The 16,476-nt window shown below is 65.0% G+C and carries 12 protein-coding genes and 2 pseudogenes; 6 read left to right on the forward strand and 8 right to left on the reverse strand.

Annotated features, from left to right (window positions below):
• Positions 1 to 81: 81 nt before the first annotated feature.
• Together ACVIYL_RS41470 and ACVIYL_RS41475 are read left to right on the forward strand one after the other, a co-directional pair.
• The gene (locus tag ACVIYL_RS41470) at positions 82 to 1,296 is read left to right on the forward strand and encodes a mandelate racemase/muconate lactonizing enzyme family protein (RefSeq protein ID WP_456781324.1); all 1,215 of its coding nucleotides are present in this window, start codon (positions 82 to 84) and stop codon (positions 1,294 to 1,296) included.
• Between the two features lie 105 nt (positions 1,297 to 1,401).
• On the forward strand, positions 1,402 to 2,487 hold the full coding sequence (locus ACVIYL_RS41475) for an IS4 family transposase (protein ID WP_253604643.1): 1,086 nt from the start codon (positions 1,402 to 1,404) through the stop codon (positions 2,485 to 2,487).
• A gap of 317 nt (positions 2,488 to 2,804) precedes the next feature.
• On the opposite strand, the gene ACVIYL_RS41480 is transcribed toward ACVIYL_RS41475, so the two are convergent.
• The 4 genes and pseudogenes from ACVIYL_RS41480 to ACVIYL_RS41495 all read right to left on the reverse strand — a co-directional run.
• The gene (locus ACVIYL_RS41480; RefSeq protein WP_456781325.1) at positions 2,805 to 4,040 is read right to left on the reverse strand and encodes an ABC transporter substrate-binding protein; all 1,236 of its coding nucleotides are present in this window, start codon (positions 4,038 to 4,040) and stop codon (positions 2,805 to 2,807) included.
• A 347-nt stretch (positions 4,041 to 4,387) separates the two neighbouring features.
• Positions 4,388 to 6,427 carry a hydantoinase/oxoprolinase family protein gene (locus tag ACVIYL_RS41485; RefSeq protein ID WP_456781326.1) on the reverse strand — a complete coding sequence of 680 codons (2,040 nt, stop codon included), beginning with the start codon at positions 6,425 to 6,427 and terminating at the stop codon, positions 4,388 to 4,390.
• A gap of 7 nt (positions 6,428 to 6,434) precedes the next feature.
• Complete coding sequence (locus tag ACVIYL_RS41490) at positions 6,435 to 7,679, reverse strand: hydantoinase B/oxoprolinase family protein (protein ID WP_456781950.1); 1,245 nt, start codon at positions 7,677 to 7,679, stop codon at positions 6,435 to 6,437.
• A pseudogene (locus tag ACVIYL_RS41495) lies at positions 7,579 to 8,088 on the reverse strand (hydantoinase B/oxoprolinase family protein); the annotation flags it as partial. The pseudogene ACVIYL_RS41495 and the gene ACVIYL_RS41490, both read right to left, overlap by 101 nt.
• Before the next feature lie 267 nt (positions 8,089 to 8,355).
• On the opposite strand from ACVIYL_RS41495, the gene ACVIYL_RS41500 reads away from it, so the two are divergent.
• The 4 genes from ACVIYL_RS41500 to ACVIYL_RS41515 are packed head-to-tail and all read left to right on the forward strand — an operon-like array spanning position 8,356 to position 11,578.
• Positions 8,356 to 8,823, forward strand: a complete 468-nt coding sequence (locus tag ACVIYL_RS41500; RefSeq protein ID WP_253602993.1) for a DUF305 domain-containing protein — start codon at positions 8,356 to 8,358, stop codon at positions 8,821 to 8,823.
• A gap of 12 nt (positions 8,824 to 8,835) precedes the next feature.
• The gene (locus ACVIYL_RS41505) at positions 8,836 to 10,293 is read left to right on the forward strand and encodes a YncE family protein (RefSeq protein WP_456781327.1); all 1,458 of its coding nucleotides are present in this window, start codon (positions 8,836 to 8,838) and stop codon (positions 10,291 to 10,293) included.
• Positions 10,290 to 10,817 (forward strand): RNA polymerase sigma factor, encoded by a 528-nt coding sequence (locus ACVIYL_RS41510; RefSeq protein WP_076824317.1) that lies wholly within the window; start codon positions 10,290 to 10,292, stop codon positions 10,815 to 10,817. The genes ACVIYL_RS41505 and ACVIYL_RS41510 overlap by 4 nt, the downstream gene beginning before the upstream one ends.
• The gene (locus tag ACVIYL_RS41515) at positions 10,814 to 11,578 is read left to right on the forward strand and encodes an anti-sigma factor family protein (protein WP_456781328.1); all 765 of its coding nucleotides are present in this window, start codon (positions 10,814 to 10,816) and stop codon (positions 11,576 to 11,578) included. The genes ACVIYL_RS41510 and ACVIYL_RS41515 overlap by 4 nt, the downstream gene beginning before the upstream one ends.
• Before the next feature lie 111 nt (positions 11,579 to 11,689).
• On the opposite strand, the gene ACVIYL_RS41520 is transcribed toward ACVIYL_RS41515, so the two are convergent.
• The 4 genes and pseudogenes from ACVIYL_RS41520 to ACVIYL_RS41535 all read right to left on the reverse strand — a co-directional run bounded on the left by ACVIYL_RS41520 (position 11,690) and on the right by ACVIYL_RS41535 (position 16,444).
• Complete coding sequence (locus ACVIYL_RS41520) at positions 11,690 to 12,925, reverse strand: MFS transporter (protein ID WP_456781951.1); 1,236 nt, start codon at positions 12,923 to 12,925, stop codon at positions 11,690 to 11,692.
• A gap of 209 nt (positions 12,926 to 13,134) precedes the next feature.
• A complete protein-coding gene (locus ACVIYL_RS41525; protein WP_456781329.1) occupies positions 13,135 to 13,980 on the reverse strand; it encodes a CmcJ/NvfI family oxidoreductase in 846 nt (281 codons plus the stop codon).
• Positions 13,981 to 14,411: 431 nt separating this feature from the next.
• A pseudogene (locus ACVIYL_RS41530) lies at positions 14,412 to 15,353 on the reverse strand (ABC transporter substrate-binding protein).
• The gene (locus ACVIYL_RS41535; protein WP_106328824.1) at positions 15,350 to 16,444 is read right to left on the reverse strand and encodes an LLM class flavin-dependent oxidoreductase; all 1,095 of its coding nucleotides are present in this window, start codon (positions 16,442 to 16,444) and stop codon (positions 15,350 to 15,352) included. Before ACVIYL_RS41535 ends, ACVIYL_RS41530 begins: the two are co-directional and overlap by 4 nt.
• Positions 16,445 to 16,476 lie beyond the last annotated feature (32 nt).

The raw sequence follows: 16,476 nt of genomic DNA on the forward strand, positions 1-16,476 counted from the left end.
CTTGCCTTGGCGCGAATTGACGCGTCCGCCGATCCGTTGTTGGTATCCCGCCAACAGCAACAAACAACCGGGCAGGAAACCATGAGCAAACCCACCACAATCAAAAGCGTCGAGACGCTCGCCTGCGATGCCGGCTGGCGGAATTATCACTTCGTCAAGGTGACGACGACGGACGGGCTGGTCGGCTGGAGCGAATATGACGAGGGCTTCGGCGCGCCCGGCGTGACGGCGGCGATCGAGCGGCTGTCGGCGCGGGTGGTCGGCAAGAACGCGTTCGAGCACGAGCGGATCTATGTCGAGCTGTTCGCCGCGACGCGCCCTGCCGCCGGCGGCGTGGTGGCGCTGGCGCTCGGGGCGATCGAGAACGCGCTGCTCGACGTCAAGGCCAAGGCGCTCGGCGTGCCCTGCTACGACCTGCTCGGCGGCAAGATCCGCGACCGCGTGCGGGTGTACTGGTCGCATTGCGCGACCTGGCGCATCAATCATCCCGACTGGTACAAGCCGGCGATCACTGATCTCGACGGCGTCAAGGCGATCGGGGCCGAAGTGCGCGAGAAGAAATTCACGGCGATGAAGACCAACATCTTCGTCTATACCGACGGCAAGCCGCAAGGCTGGCGCCCCGGCTTCGGCTCGCCGTTCCAGCCCGAGATCAATATCGACCGCACCGTGCTGCGCAATCTCTGCATGCACCTGGAGGCGATCCGCGATGGTGCGGGGCCGGATGTCGATCTCCTGCTCGACCTCAACTTCAACGCCAAGACCGAGGGCTATCTGAAAATCCTGCGCGCCATCGAGAAGATGGACATGTTCTGGGTCGAGATCGACACCTTCAATCCACAGGCGCTCGGCTATATCCGCCGCCAGAGCCCGCACCCGATCTCGTCCTGCGAGACGCTGCTCGGCCTGCGCGAATTCCTGCCCTATTTCACCGAGCAGGCGATGGATGTCGCGATCATCGACACGCCATGGAACGGGGTCTGGCAGTCGATGAAGATCGCCGCCGCCGCCGAGCATTTCGAGGTCAACGTCGCGCCGCATAATTTCTACGGCCACCTCTGCACCATGATGAACGCGCATTTCTGCGCCGCGGTGCCGAACCTGCGCATCATGGAGACCGACATCGATCGGCTGGCCTGGGACCACGAGTTGTTCACCCACGTGCCTGAATTCGTCGACGGCCATCTGGTGATCCCGGATCGTCCGGGCTGGGGCACCGAGCCGAACGAGGAAGGGCTGCGCGCGCACCCGCCGAAGAACAAGGGCGGGCTGTTGAATTATGGGTTGAAGAAGTAAACTCTCTCCACACCGTCGTCCCGGCGAAAGCCCATAGGCGCTAAAATAGGATTTGCGCCTTGGATTCGCTTGTGATTCCAAGATGGAATGGCACACGAATCGCTTGTGAACAAAGATTGGGCGCGCGTTGTCGCCCGACTTGGCGGAGCCGAGGCTCTGAACATTAGCGCGCGCAAGACGAAGGCGTTTGTCCGTCCGCGGGAGATCAGCAATGCGGTCGACTTGCTGCGCCTGATCTTGGCTTATTGCCTTGGTGAGAAAGGGCTGCGGTTGACGGCGGCATGGGCCACGTCGGTTGGGCTTGTCGATATCTCCAACGTGGCTCTGTTGTATCGCTTACGTCAGTGCGGAGATTGGCTGGCAATCTTGGTCGAGCAGGCGCTTGCCGCCGCGGCGCCGAAGGCGAGCCGCGGTCGTCTGATCCGTATTGTTGACGCCACGACGGTCCCCAAGGCTGGGACGAGCGGCAGGAACAAGAACGCAGTGTGGCGTATCCATAGCGCGTTCGATCTTCCGCAGGAGCGCTTTGGTCACTTCGAACTGACCGATCAGCGAGCGGGCGAGACGCTGGATCGGATACCGGCGGTTGCCGGTGAGATCCGTCTTGCCGATCGCGCCTATCTGCAACCGGAGCGCATGGCGCATCTCGTCGATGCCGATGCGGACTTCGTGATCCGGGCCGGCTGGAAGAGCGCGCGCTGGCTCGATGCCGAAGGTAATCTTGTTGACCTCACTGCCGAACTGCGCAACGCCTCGGCGCGTGGCCTGATCGATCGGCCGATTTGGATAAAGCGCAAGTCAGGTGCGCCGCCGCTCGCAGTGCGTCTGGTTGCCGCGAAGAAGCCGGCGCAAGCTGCTGCGGCTGCGCGACGCAAGGCGCGCCGGACTGCACAAAAGGGAGGTCATCAGCTCTCCAGGCAAACACTTGACGCCGCAGATTGGGTGATCCTGGTGACCTCACTCAGGCCAGAGGACTTCACGACTGCAGATATCCTCGCCCTCTATCGGCTGCGATGGCGCATTGAGCTCGGCTTCAAGCGGCTGAAAAGCCTGATTGGCCTGAAGGGACCTCCCGGAACCGACGAGCGGTCCGCCAGACCCCATATCCTCGCTCATCTGCTGATCATTCTATTGCTCGAGCCGCTCGTCGACGAACTCGAAGACTCTCCCCGCTTGGCCGACGCCGCCTGACCCACCCAGTGACGTGGCGTCTGCTGCGCCAGCTCGTAGCTTCGCTACGGCAAGCGATCATTCCACAGCCCGCAATCGCTCTACTCTGCAGAGCCAGTCACGCTCTCCGGCGACATCTACGCGAGCCACCCAGACATAAGCGCCACTATCAGACTATGATCAAACTATCTTAGCGCCTATGGGCGAAAGCCGGGACCCATAACCACCGCTGCGTGGTGTGAAAAGGATTGTTGCCCCAGCGACGCACAAACAACTGAGAGTTGGGGTAATGGGTCCCGGCCTTCGCCGGGACGACGCATGACCCAACTCAACGGCCCTCAATTATCCTCGCGCACCGCCGTGAACGCGCTGTCGATCACGTCGCCGATCGGCTGCCAGGCATTGCCGTCGAACTGCACCAGGCGCATCTGCTTGATCGGGCGGAAGTCCTTCGGTCCGGTGTTGATCACGATCCCGGGCAGCGCGATCGGGCTCTGGTAATCCTTCAGCGACGCGGCCTGCCGCATGATGTTCTCGCGCGACAGATCGTCGCCGCACTGGCGCAGCACCTGCATCAGCGTATCGGCGGCGGCGTAGCCGAACACGGCGTAGATGTCGTCCTTGTCGCCGTCGGGATAATACTTGTCCATGAAGGCGAGCCACGCCTTGATCTGCGGATCGTCCTTCCAGGAGGCATCGCCGGCATCCTTGAGGAACGAGGTCGAGATCACGCCGAGCGAATTCTGCAGGCCTGCCGGCCGCAAGGCGCTGGCGATCGAGGCCGACGCATTGTCGAGGATGAACACCGGATGCCAGTCGAGGTCCGCGGCGACGCGGATCGCGCGCGCCGCGATCGCCGGCGCCCCGTCGAACACCAGGATGTCGGCGCCGGAGTTCTTCAAAATTCCGATCTGGTTCTGGATCGCGGTCTCCGATGCATCGAAGGCGAGATCGGCGACGATCATGCCGGCGGTGTCGCCGAGCCCCTCCTGCAATCCCTTGAACAGGTCGCGGCCGAACTGGTCGTTCTGCCAGAGCACCGCGATCTTGCGCGAGGGATAGGCGGCCTGGATGTAATTGGCGTAGATCCGCCCCTCGGCGCGGAAGGTCGGCTGCCAGCCCATGGTCCAGGGAAAGGTCGCAGGATGCGCCCACGCCTCGTCGCCGGAAGCGACGAACAGCTGCGGGACCTTGTTCTCGTTAAGGTACTTCCGGACCGCGAGGTTGCTCGGCGTGCCGAACGAGCCGAACATCAACAGCACATCCTGCTTCTCGACGAGATCGCGGGTCTGCTCCATCGCGATCTTCGGATTGGAGCTGTCATCGACCGAGACGAACCTGACCTTGCGGCCGTTGATGCCGCCATGCTCGTTGACCATGTCGAAATGGGCCGCCTCCGCCCGCCCGATGGTCGCGAACGCGGCGAGCGGCCCGGTATAGGGCATGACGTTGCCGATGCGGATCTCGTTGCCGGCCGCCGCCGTCTGCGCCTGCTGCGCGCGCAACGGCGCCGCCGCGAGGACAGCTGCGAGGACGAGGGATATCGAAAGCGCAGTTTGTCTTTTTGTTTGCATCAACATCGCCACAAACGCGCCGGCACCAGGCCGGCGCTCCTCCCGAGCGAGCGGAGTTTATCGCCCAAGCCAATGCCGGAAAAATGAAATGTTGATGGCGGAGGCAGGCCTTCTTTCACCTCCCCCGCAAGCGCAGGGCAATCGCATATGGCGGCGAAAAGCTTGGCGGCGCTATTTCCACATCGTCATGGCCGGGCTTGTCCCGGCCATCCACGTCTTTTTCGCGCGGAAACCAGGACGTGGATGCCCGGCACAAGGCCGGGCATGACGAGTCTGTGGAGGGATCGAGCGCACATGCGATAGCCCTGCCCGCAAGCGGGAGAGGGAGTGCAGTTCCGACTTGACGATCAGCGCAATGTTATATCGAGCCAGCCCAGCGGGTTGACCGCGACGCGGTCGCCGCTGTCGACCAGGACGGTCGTGGTTTCGGCCTCAATGATCGCGGAACCGGCCAGCGCTTGGCCCGGCCCGAGATCGTCGAGCGCGTAGACCGGCACCTCGCGCCAGGCACCGAACCAGGCCTGCCGCTTGCCGCGCGGCGCGCAGGGCGCAGCCGAGCTGGCCTTTCCGGCATCACTGCTGCCGCGCGCCACCTTGCCGACGGCGGCAACGCGGGCGTTGACGAACACCACCTCCTGCCCGCGCGAGGCATAGGTGTAGAGCTCCTCGTGGCGGCGATGGAAGCGTTCCTCGATCTGCGCCACCAGGTCGGCGGCGCCGAGATCGAGCTCGCCGAGCGGCACGTCGATCTCGAACACCTGCTCGCCGTAGCGCATCTCGGCCGAGCGCTCGATGCCGATATCGCCCTTGAACCAGTCGCGCAGCCGCCCCGCCACCTGCTCTTCCAGCCCGGCGAACAAGGCGCGAACCTCGTCGGCGGAAATCCGGCCGGTGCCGTAATGGGTGCGGCTGACCTCGTAGCGCAGATCGCTGGTCAGCATGCCCCAGGCCGAAAGCACAGAGGCGACCGTCGGCACGATAATGCGCTTGATCTCGAGCTCGCGCGCGACCTCGGCGGCGTGCATGCCGGCGGCGCCGCCGAAGCTGAGCAGCGCGAATTTGCGCGGATCGACGCCGCGGCGCAAGGTCATCAGGCGGATGCCGTCGGCCATCTTCAGATTGATCATCTTGTAGATGCCGGCGGCGGCCTCGATCCGCGACAGCTCGAGCGCTGCGGCGATCCGGTCCACCGCGGCTTCCGACGCCGCACGGTCGAGCGGCCGCGCGCCGCCCATGAAGGCGGCGGCGTCGAGATAACCGAGCACGACATTGGCATCGGTGACGGTGGCAGCCGTGCCGCCATTGCCGTAGCAGGCCGGGCCCGGCACCGAGCCCGCGCTCTCCGGCCCGACCCGCAGCGTGCGGCCGCCGTCGACGCTCGCGATCGAGCCGCCGCCGGCGGCGATGCTGGCGATGTCGAGGCTGCGCAGCGCGATGCGCTGGCCGGCGAGCATGCCATCCGCCGACAGCGAGGCCTGGCCATCTGCGATCAGCGAGATGTCGGTCGAGGTGCCGCCCATGTCGAACGGCACGAGATCGGGGATCCCGAGCATCTCGGCGCAGCGGCGGCTGCCGGAGATGCCGCCGGCCGGCCCCGACAGCACCGTGCCCGCGGCGAGCCGCGAGGCTTCCTCCACCGGCGCCATGCCGCCATGCGACAGCACGACGAACAGCGAGCCCTTGAAGCCCGCCTCATGCAGGCTACGCTCCAGATTGGTGAGATAGCGTCGCACCGTCGGCGCGACATAAGCGTTCACGATTGTGGTCGAGACACGCTCATATTCCTTGATCTGCGGCAGTACGTCGCTCGAGCGCGACACGCTGACGTCGGGCAGCTCCTTCGCCAGCTGCTCGACGGCGGCAAGCTCATGCGCCGGGTTGAGATAGGCATGCAGAAAGCAGACCGCGACGGAATTCGCACCCGAACGTTTCACTTCCGCGATGACGTCGCCGAGCGCGGCGGCATCGAGCGCAACCGCAGCGCTGCCGTCGGCCTTCAGCCGCTCGCGCGCGCCAAAGCGGCGCTCGCGCGGCACCAGCGGCTCGGGCGGCGGCGTGCGCAGATCGTAGCGGTCCGGCTTCAACCCCTCGCGCATCTCAACGACGTCGCGATGACCCTCGGTGGTCAGCAGCGCAACTTTGGCGCCCTTGCGCTCGAGCAGCGCATTGGTCGCAACCGTCGTGCCGTGCACCAGGCGATCGGTCGCGGCGAGCATCGCCGCGCGCGTCACGCCGAGGCGGCGCGCCAGCTCTTCCAGTCCCGCCATCACGCCGATCGACTGATCGGCCGGCGTGGACGGCGATTTCGCGAACACGGTGCGCCCGCTTTGATCCGTCGCAACCAGGTCGGTGTAAGTGCCGCCGACGTCGACCCCAATCGTATACATCGCTGCCCTACACCGCTTTCGAAACCAAACCTTGCGCAAGATCGCGCGCCCGCGCTTCCGCCGAGCGCTTCTCGGGTGGACCCCAGCCGCCGCCGCCGGAGGACCGGATCTCGAGGCAGTCGCCCGGACGAAGCTCGATGCCGACCTCTTTGGTCTTCAAGACGCGCGGCTCGCGTCCTTCCGACAAGAGGCGATAGTGATGCGGCTCGCCGTCTTTGCCGCCGAGCATGCCGCAGGGACCATGGCGCGCGCCGTCGCCGGCGGTGTTGCCCTTGGCCGGCTTCTGCGTCTCCAGCACCATGTCAAGTGCGACGCCAAGGCCGCCGCGATGCTGGCCGTCGCCGCCGGAGTCCGGCCGGAATTCGTGCTGGCGGAAATGCAGGGGAAAGCGCACTTCGGCTACCTCGATGCTGCCGAATTTGAGACCGCCGACCGAGTGCCACTCGCCGATCGAGGAATAGCCGTCGCCGCCCGGCGATGCGCCGCCGCCGGGCCGGGCCTGGAACATGTGCCAGATGAAATTGCGTCCGTTGCGCGGATCCTCGCCCTGGATCGCAATGCGGAAGCGGCGCCCCCAGCCGCCCATCACGCGATCCGGACAGGACGCCGACATCGCCTTGATGATGGCTTCGACGATCTCGTTGGATGGATGGCTGGTGCACAAGGTGACCGGAAGGCCGGGATCGGCCCAGACAATCGTGCCCTGCTTCGCCACCACCTTCAGCGGCCGCAGCGCGCCGGTGTTCTTGGGGATATCGGCGTCGATCAGATAGGCAAAGGCCATCGCCACCGCCGCCTGCATGTTGGCGTGCGAGGAATTGACGAAACTGGTCGACTGCGGATCGGAGCCGGTGAGATCGACCTCGATGTCGCTGCCCTTCTTGGTCACCTTGGCGGCGATCCTGATGTCAGTGCGGCCGTGGCCGTCATCGTCGAGCAGGGCTTCGCCGTAGAACACGCCGTCCTTCCAGGTCGACACCACGGCGCGGGTCTGCCGCTCGGTCGCGTCCAAAATCGCCTCGATCGCGGCTTCGACCGTCTCCGCGCCGAACTCGCTGAACAGTTTCGAGACGCGGCGCTCGCCGAGATGCGCGGGCCCCGAGCATCGCCGCGAGGTCGCCGCGGAATTCCCTGGGGTTGCGGATGTTGAGCGCCAACAGGTCGAGCAGATCCTCGCGCGGCTTGCCGGCCTCGTAGAGCTTGATCGGCGGAATGCGAATGCCTTCCTGATAGATCTCGGTGGCGGCTGGATTGTAGGCGCCGTGAGTGGCGCCGCCGATGTCGCTCTGATGCGCGCGTACGATGGTCCAGAGCAGCCTTTTCCCGCCATCGAATACCGGCACGAACGCGGTCAGGTCAGGCAGATGGCTACCGCCCTGATAGGGATCGTTGAGCAGGATGACGTCGCCGGGCGCGACATCCTTGAAGCGCTCCTCGACCGCCAGCGTCGCCCAGGGCAAGGCGCCGACGTGAACCGGAATGTGGTCGGCCTGTGCGATCAGCCGCCCGTTGGTGTCGCAGATCGCCAGCGAAAAATCACGGCTGGAATTGAGGATCTGCGAATACGAGGTGCGAAGCATGGCTTCGCCCATCTCCTTCACGATCGACGACAGGCGGTGCTGGACGACGGAGCGGGTGATCGGATCGATCTTGGCGGACATCTTGGCCTTCTTGGCGCGAGCGACTTGCGCAGGGAGGATGGTGGAACCGGTCGATCGAAACCGGAATTCCTTCTTATAGCCAGTGGCTTGCGGATCGCAAATCGGCTGGCCCGGCCGAAACGGATCATTCCGGCGATCAGCAAGTCGTGATCGACAAGAATCTGCCTAACGACGGAATAGAACTCACGCTGCTGCGTCCCACCCATGCAAGCCGGCCCAAGCCCGTAACCGCTCGGGCCTCCCCGACAACTCCCAGGGTGAACGCAAATGCTTCCTCGATTCCTTAAGTCCGGCCTCGCGCCGCGCGCCGGCGCCGCCCTGCTCGCTTTTGCAGCTGCGGCGGCTGCTTTTGCGCATGACGACCATCATCCGGTCCAGACCGGGCAGACGGCCGAAGAGAGCGCCTTCCTTGCTGAAAACGATACCGCGATGACCAAGATGATGAACGACATGGCGGCCAAGCCGAGCGGCGACATCGACCGCGACTTCGTCGCGATGATGACGCCACATCACCAGGGCGCGATCGACATGGCGGTGATCGAGCTCCGCTACGGCAAGAACGAGCAGCTGCGCCGGATCGCGCAGGAAATCATCGTCGAGCAGCAGCAGGAGATCGACGCCATGAAGCTCGCGATCGGAGACCCGGTTACGGCATCCGCGCCCGCCCCGACGCAGCAGAGCCCGGCGCCCGCTGCTCACGATCATATGAACATGTCCCACGGAATGAAGAACTAGGAGCCTCAAACGATGAACCGTCAAATCCTCAAGAGCCTGCTGGCCACGACCGCGCTGGCGATGTCGAGCCCTGCTTTCGCCGGACAGGCGCCGGGCGCTGCGTCCTCGCCCGACATTCCGGTCAGCCATCACGATCGCGTCTACGCCGCCGAGCAGTTCTCCAACACGGTGTCGGTCACCGACCCGGCCGACAACAAGCTGCTCGGCGTGATCCGGCTCGGCGACCCGCAGCCGGGCAATTTCAGCCCGCTCTACAAGGGCCAGGTGCTGGTCCACGGCATGGGCTATTCGCCCGACCATCACATGCTCGCAGTGGTCTCGATCGGTTCGAACTCGGTGAGCTTCATCGACACGGCAACCAACGCGGTCAAGCACGTCACCTATATCGGGCGGTCACCGCACGAGGCGTTCTTCACGCCCGACGGCAAGGAAGTATGGGTCACGGTGCGCGGCGAGAATTACATCTCGGTCATCGACGCGCAGAGCTTCAAGGAAACAACGCGCATCGAGGTGCCTGCGGGACCCGGCATGCAGATATTCTCGCCCGACGGCAAGTACGGCTACATCTGTTCGTCGTTCAACCCGGAGACTGACGTGGTCTCGGTCGCAGACCATCAGATCGTCGCCAAGGTGAAGCAGGAAAGCCCGTTCTGCCCGAACATCGCGGCCTCACCCGACGGCGACCAGGTCTGGTTCACGCTGAAGGATGTCGGCAGGACGCAGGTGTTCAACGCCAAGCCGCCGTTCGACCTGATCAAGACCATCGACAGCGGCCCGATCACCAACCACGTCAATTTCGCGAAGACGCCTAAGGGCACGCTCGCCTATGTCACGATCGGCGGCACCAATGAGGTCAAGGTGTTTCGAACCGACGACTTCTCGCAAGTCGCGACCATTCCCGTCGGCAATCTGCCGCACGGCGTCTGGCCGTCCGGCGACGGCACGCGGGTCTATGTCGGTCTCGAAAATGCCGACGCGCTGGCCGCGATCGACACCGCGACCAACAAGGTGATCGCCAACATCCCGATCGGCCAGGCGCCGCAGGCGATCGTCTATGTGCCGAACGCCGCGCCAAATCCGGAAGATCGCCAGAACCTGCAAGCCCTCGGCGTCGCCGGCCAGGCCGCTCACCTCGCGCTCGCACCGAAAAAGCAAGCCAAGGACGAGAAGCCGCCGACCAGCGTATCGCTGTTCGATCAAGGGCTGATCCAGGTGCTGCAGGCTTCCGTGACCGGGCTCGAGCCGAAGCAGCGCTACGTGCTGGGATTGGCCGAACACGCTGACGGTGGCGGCATGGTGGAGCCGCTGGCAGCCTTCATGACCAATCCGGCCGGCTCCGCGATCGTCAACGCGGCCGGTCCGATCCGGCAGATCGTGCAGAGCGCGGCCAGGGCGGAGCGACGCTACCTCGTCATCGCAGCCGGCGAGCCGGCGAAACTCGGCGCGGTCGTCCAGGTCCAAGCGCCATGAGCGACATGCTGCACCTGGTCGAGCCGCTGATACCCGCCTTGCGGCGGTATGCGCGGGCCCTGGTCCGCGATCACGCCGCGGCCGACGACCTGGTGCAGGATTGCCTGGAACGCGCCGTCATTCACTGGGAGCAGCGGCGGTCGGACAATCCGCGCCCGTGGCTGTTCGCGATCCTGCATAATCTCGCCATCAACCAGTTTCGCCGCGCAACGGTGCGCGGCGTTCATGTCGCGATCGACGAAACCAACGAGGATGCATTCGGCCAGGAAGCGGCGCAGGAGCACAAGGTAATGTATCGCGATGTCATGGCGAAGCTCGCCAGGCTTCCGCATGACCAGCGTGCGGTGCTGCTGCTCGTCGGCGTTGAGGATTTGTCCTACGCCGATGCCGCGAAGGTGCTCGGTGTGCCTGTTGGCACGGTGATGTCCCGCCTCGCGCGCGCCCGCGAGCGGTTGCATCACGAACTGGAGGGAACTCCTGGCGACCTGGATCATAATATCGTGCAATTGCGGAACAAGACATGAGCAACCGACCCATTACAGAAGACGACCTGCACGCCTATGTCGATCGCGCGCTCGAGCCGGAACGCGAGGCCGAGGTCCGAGCCTATCTGGACAAGCATCCGGACGTGGCCAAGCGCATCACCGCCTACTCCGATGAGCGTAACCTTTTGCGATCGGCGCTGCTGCCGATCGCCGAGGAGCCGCTGCCGCCGCGGCTCAACCTCGCCAGGATGATCGAGAGCCCACGCCGCCGCCCTTCGTCGTTGCGCTGGGCCATCGCAGCGATGCTGATGCTCTCGATCGGCGGCCTTGGCGGATGGATGATCCGTGGCGCAACGCTTGCGCCGGCGGGCGGGCTCGCAGCGCTCGCCGAGGAGGCAAGCGATTCCTACAAGGTGTACGCCTCCGATCACACTAGGCCGGTGGAGCTGCGTGACAGCACCGAGCTTGTGCAATGGGTCTCCAACCGGTTGCATCAACCGGTGAAGCTGCCGGATCTCACCAAGTCGGGATATCGTTTGATGGGCGGACGGGTGGTGCCGACCGCACATGGTCCTGCGGCCATGTTCATGTACGACGACGATCGCGGCGAGCGGCTTGTGGTTCTCACCCGCCCGATGACGTCAGACCAGAACGCGCCGATGGCCGCGCATTCGGGTGGCGACGTCGCGGGCTTCTCGTGGGCTGACGGCGGTACCGGCTACTCCCTGGTGGGGCCACGCGGAGTGGATTCCCTGCGGCCGCTCGCCAACGAGATTCGCAAGCAGGCGCAGACGATCTGATCGGAACGGCGCGCTAAAGCATGATCCGGAAAAGTGCGAAGCGGTTTTCCGAAAAGATCATGCTCAAAAGAGCCAAGGCGCGATGACGATTCAACCCAATCTCATCGCGCTTTAGGGCCTGGTGTAGACCAGGAACAGCACGGTCCCGATCACCAGAGCGCCGGCGATGAACAGCAGCACCGCGGGCAGCCCGAACAGCGCCGCGACGCCGGCGGTGCTCGATTGCAGCAGCGCTGCGCCAAGGAAGAACGCGAGATTGACCGAGGACAGCGCCTTGCCGGTGTTCTGTGCGGCGACAAGCTGCCGCGTCATGCCGTAGATCAGCGGCTGCGCCGACGTCGCAAGCCCGATCAGGATCAACAGCACCAGGTCATATTGCGTCGGCATCACGGCAACGCCGAAGAGGTTCGAGACCGGGAAATGCGGTGCACCGGCCGCCATCAAGACGAGCAGCAGCGCGGCGATGGCATGCGTCACCGCCACCATGGCACGGCGGTGCCCGAACTTGCGATCGAAAGCGCCGATGCAGGCCGGGCCGACGATCATCGCCAGCGTGAACAGGCCGAGCACATTGCCGGCCTCGATCCGGCTCAGCCCTTTCTCGTCCATCAGCCACGGGCCGCCCCACAAGCCGCGCAAGGTCAGCGACGCGCCGAGCGACACCAGCGACAGCGCGATCAGGCCGCGCAGGCCGCGCGACATGCCGAGCCGCAGTACCTCGGCCATCTGGTGCAGCGGCGAGGAATCATCCGCATGCGCCGCCGGCTGCCGCGGCACCAGCGCGAACACCGCGATCAGCACGACAATGCCGAAGCCGGCCGAAACCCAGAAACCGGCGCGCCAGCCGAACTGATCGACCACGAAGGCCAGCGGGCTTGCCGACAGCAGCATGCCGATATTGCCGATCGAGAGGATCAGGCCGGACCACAGGCCGAACTTCGTCGCCGACATCTGTTTCGCCGCGAGCGTCATCGGGCACATCAGCATGCCCGAAGTGGCGACGCCGAGCATGAGCTGGCCGAGCACAAAGCTCGCAGGCCCCGTCGCCAGCGCCGAGACCAGCGTTCCGATAACGGTACCGGCGAGCAGGCTCAGCGACACCGGCCGCACGCCGAAACGATCCATCGCGGCGCCGACCGGGATTTGCGAGGCGGCAAAGGAGAAATGATAGATCGAGGTGAGGCTCGCGAGCGCCTGCGGCGAGGTGCCGAAATCCGACGCCATCAGATCGAGACTGATCGCCGGGATGGTCCGCAGCAGCGTCGACAGCATGTGGCCGGAGGCCAATGCCAGAAGTGCAAGCACCAGGGCGCGGAACCCGATCCCCGCCTCTTCCTTCGTCACCACGCCGTCCACGAATCGCCTCTTCCCCGAGCGGTTTGGCGACGGGCGTAACATTATTGGGCGGATGGTGCCAACTTTGGAGGCAATGCTGCTGCCTCGACGCCGTCATGGCCGGGCTTGTCCCGGCCATCCACGTCTATCTTCACGCAGAACCGAAGACGTGGATGCCCGGGACGAGCCCGGGCATGACGAGTTTGTGGGGACTGCGTCCCTCACTGCTTATGGAACACCAGCGTGCGCAGCTCGATGCTCTCGCGCGGCGCGGCGTCTGCGGGCGTGGTCGGATCGACAAACGCGGTATGCGGCCCGAACCGCGTGCGGCCGTCGGTCGCCGAGTCGTAGCATTTCAGCAGGATCGCCTCGTCCGGCGTCATCTCGGGAATGTAGAACCAGCGATGGTTCGGATTGTACTTCACCGAATAGGTCTCGCCGCTGCGGTTCGGATAGATCAGGTCGGAGGCGATCAGATCCTCCGGCGCCACTGTCGTACCGTCGGCCATCGCAAGCGGTGAATCGCGCAATGGCCCGCGGATCGGGCGCCACAGATTGATCACCTGGACGCGGCCCTTCACCAGCTGCTCAGCCTCGTCGGGCAGGTGCTCGAACACGCGGTTGCGGCCGGAGACGGCGGTCTGGTCGACATGGACGCGGGTCGCCGGCTGGCGCGGTCCGCCGCCGCGGATGTCAGCCGCGCCCTCGACGCGCCTGCGCACGGTGTGATCGAAGATGAAGACGCGGTCCGCCTTTAGCGTCGCCTTCAGGAAGGCTTCGACGGCCGGGTAGTAGACGTTGCGGACTTCGTTCTCGTCGTAATAGTCCTTCACACTGGTCGGATGCTTGACCAGCGCAAAGCCCTCGCGGTCGAGCGAGAAGCTGTCGGCGATCAAACGCCCGTCAAAGATCGGAACGTTGTGGGCTTCGGGCAGCGCGGTGGATTTGGGTTCGCCGGGCGGCGGATCGAAGGCGTAGGTCCGGGGCTTGCCCGGCGTCGGCGCGAGATAATTCAGTTCAGCGGTCACAAACGGCAGCGACTCGATGCGAGTTTGTTGAAGGCCCATGGTGATCTCCCGGACTCGATTGTTCGTGCTTTTGATCTTGGCGGCGCCGGGCGGGGTGGCAAGGTCGTGGCGAAAATAGCAACGTTGCGGTTTTGGAATGTGCCAAACGGGGAAAATCCTTGCCGCGCGGCAGCCGGCGGACGAATGGATGTTTTGAATCACGGGTTCGTTAGCGGTGCAATAGTGCGGAGCTGAATCGCTTCCGCGCAGACGGTCCACATCTCCCGCCTGCAGGGCCGCCGCAGGTGCGCCGGCAAAATATCGAAAACAACCCCATGCAAAGGACCTCGCGGCTGCCGGCCTTCGACAGGGCAGCTTGACACGTCGGGCAAATCAGGGATATTTTCCCAATATTCCGAAATCGTGCGAGCACCCGCCGTCCTGGCGAAAGCCAGGACGACGCTGAATGTTTGGTGTCGCTTGCAAATTGCCTACAGTCCCGCGCCCTTCCCGGCGGCCGCACCAAACGAGCGGTCGACGATGTCGGCGGCGTTGATCTTCTGCCGGATCAGGCCCCAGCGGTCGTAGAGGTCGATGGTCTTCTGCTCGTCAGCCACCACGCTGTCGTCGATCGGCGCGATGCGGATCTTGGCCCGCGTCAGCCAGTTCACCGCCACCGCGGGCGGGATGTTCATCAGCCTGCCCTAGGTGGCGGCGTAGCCCTCGACATTGTTCTGCGACCATGCGCGTGCGGCCGCCAACCGCCGCACGAAATCCTCGAGCTCGACGCGCTTGTCCTTGATCGCATCGGGCGTTGCGACCTGGAAGCCGAGGCCGGGCGTGATGCCGTCGGCCGTGATGACGCGGCGCGACTTGAACAGCACCTCTTCCTGGCTCACATAAGGCTCCCAGGTCGACCAGGCGTCGACCGAACCTTGCGTGTAGGTGACCTTGGCATCCGACGGCGCGAGGAACACGATCTGCACGTCGTTCGCCTGCCAACCCCTGGATTCCAGCGCCGCCAGGATCAGCTGATGGCCGATCGAGCCGCGGCCGGTTGCGATCTTCTTGCCGCGCAGATCGTCGAAGCTCTTGATCGCGGAGTTCTCCGGCACCACGACCGCGAGCCCGTCGCGCGACTGCCGCACCGCGGCGATCGCCTTGACCGGAATTTTGGCGGCCGCCGCGAAGATGAACGGCGCGTCGCCGACCAGCCCGGTATCGATCGCGCCTGCGCCCAGGGCCTCCAGCAGCGGCGCGGCTGCGGCGAACTCCTTCCACTCGATCTTGTAGGGAACGTCCTTGAGCACACCGGCCGCTTCCATCACGGCCTGCGAATTGCCCTTCTGGTCGCCGACGCGCAGCGTGGTCTGCGCGAAGGCCGCGTCGACGGCGACGAGCGCAAGCACTGCCGCAACAATGAGACGGATCATTCGGCGGCAATCCCCCGCTGCTGGTCGCGCGCTTCGATCAGCTTGCGGGTCAGCGGGATCAGCGCCCGGCCATAATCGATCGCATCGACCAGCGGATCGAAGCCGCGGATCAGGAAGTGACTGACGCCGAGATCGTAATAATCGCCGAATACCTCGGCGACCTGCTCGGGTGTGCCGACCAGCGCGGTGGTATTGCTGTTGGCGCCCGTCAGTTTGGCGATCTCGGTCCACAGCCGCTTGTCGATGCGCGTACCCTGATCGGCGAGCGCCAGCAGCCGCTTGGCGCCGTCGGTCGCGTGGTTGGGACGGCGATAGCCGGTCTGGTCCTGCAGCGCGGTGGCGCGCTCGAGGATATGTTCCGCCTTCTTCCACGCCTTCTCTTCGGTGTCGGCGAGGATCGGCCGCACCGACAGACTGAAGCGCGGCGTCGGCCTTCCGTGCCTGGCCGCGGCGGCGCGCACCCGCGCGGTGACATCGCGCACCTGCGCGTAGGACTCGCCCCACAGCGCGAAAGTATCGGCGTGCTTGCCCGCGACCTCGACCGCGGCGTCCGAGCCGCCGCCGACAAAGGTGTAGATGCCGCCCTTCTGCAACGGCTTCACCTGCGAGAAGCCGTTCTCGACGTTGTAATACTTGCCGCTGTAGTTGAACGGCTTCTCGCTGGTCCACTCCAGCCGCACCACGTCGAGGAATTCGCTGGTGCGGGCGTAGCGCTCGTCCTTGTCGTCGAGCGTGTTGCCGTCCTGGCGCAGCTCGATGGCGTTGCCGCCGGTGATGACGTGCAGCGAGACGCGGCCGCCGTAGAACTGATCCAGCGTCGCGAGCTGGCGCGCCAGCAGCGTCGGCGCGGTGAAGCCCGGGCGCTGCGCGATCATCACCTTGAGCTGCTTGGTGATGGTCAGGACATGCTGCGCGACCTGCAACGCATCCGGCGTGGTGGAGTGGAACGCCAGCAGCGCGCGATCGAAACCGGCGAGCTCATGGGCCTTGGCCACCGTCTCGATATAGGGCGGATCGAGCACCGGGCCTGAGCGGACGATGGTCTCGGAGGCATTGTTGTTGGTGATGAAGCCGATGAACTCGACCGGCATGACGGGAACTCCGTTGTTGTTGGCTATTGTTT

The organism is Bradyrhizobium sp. USDA 3315 (assembly GCF_054056795.1).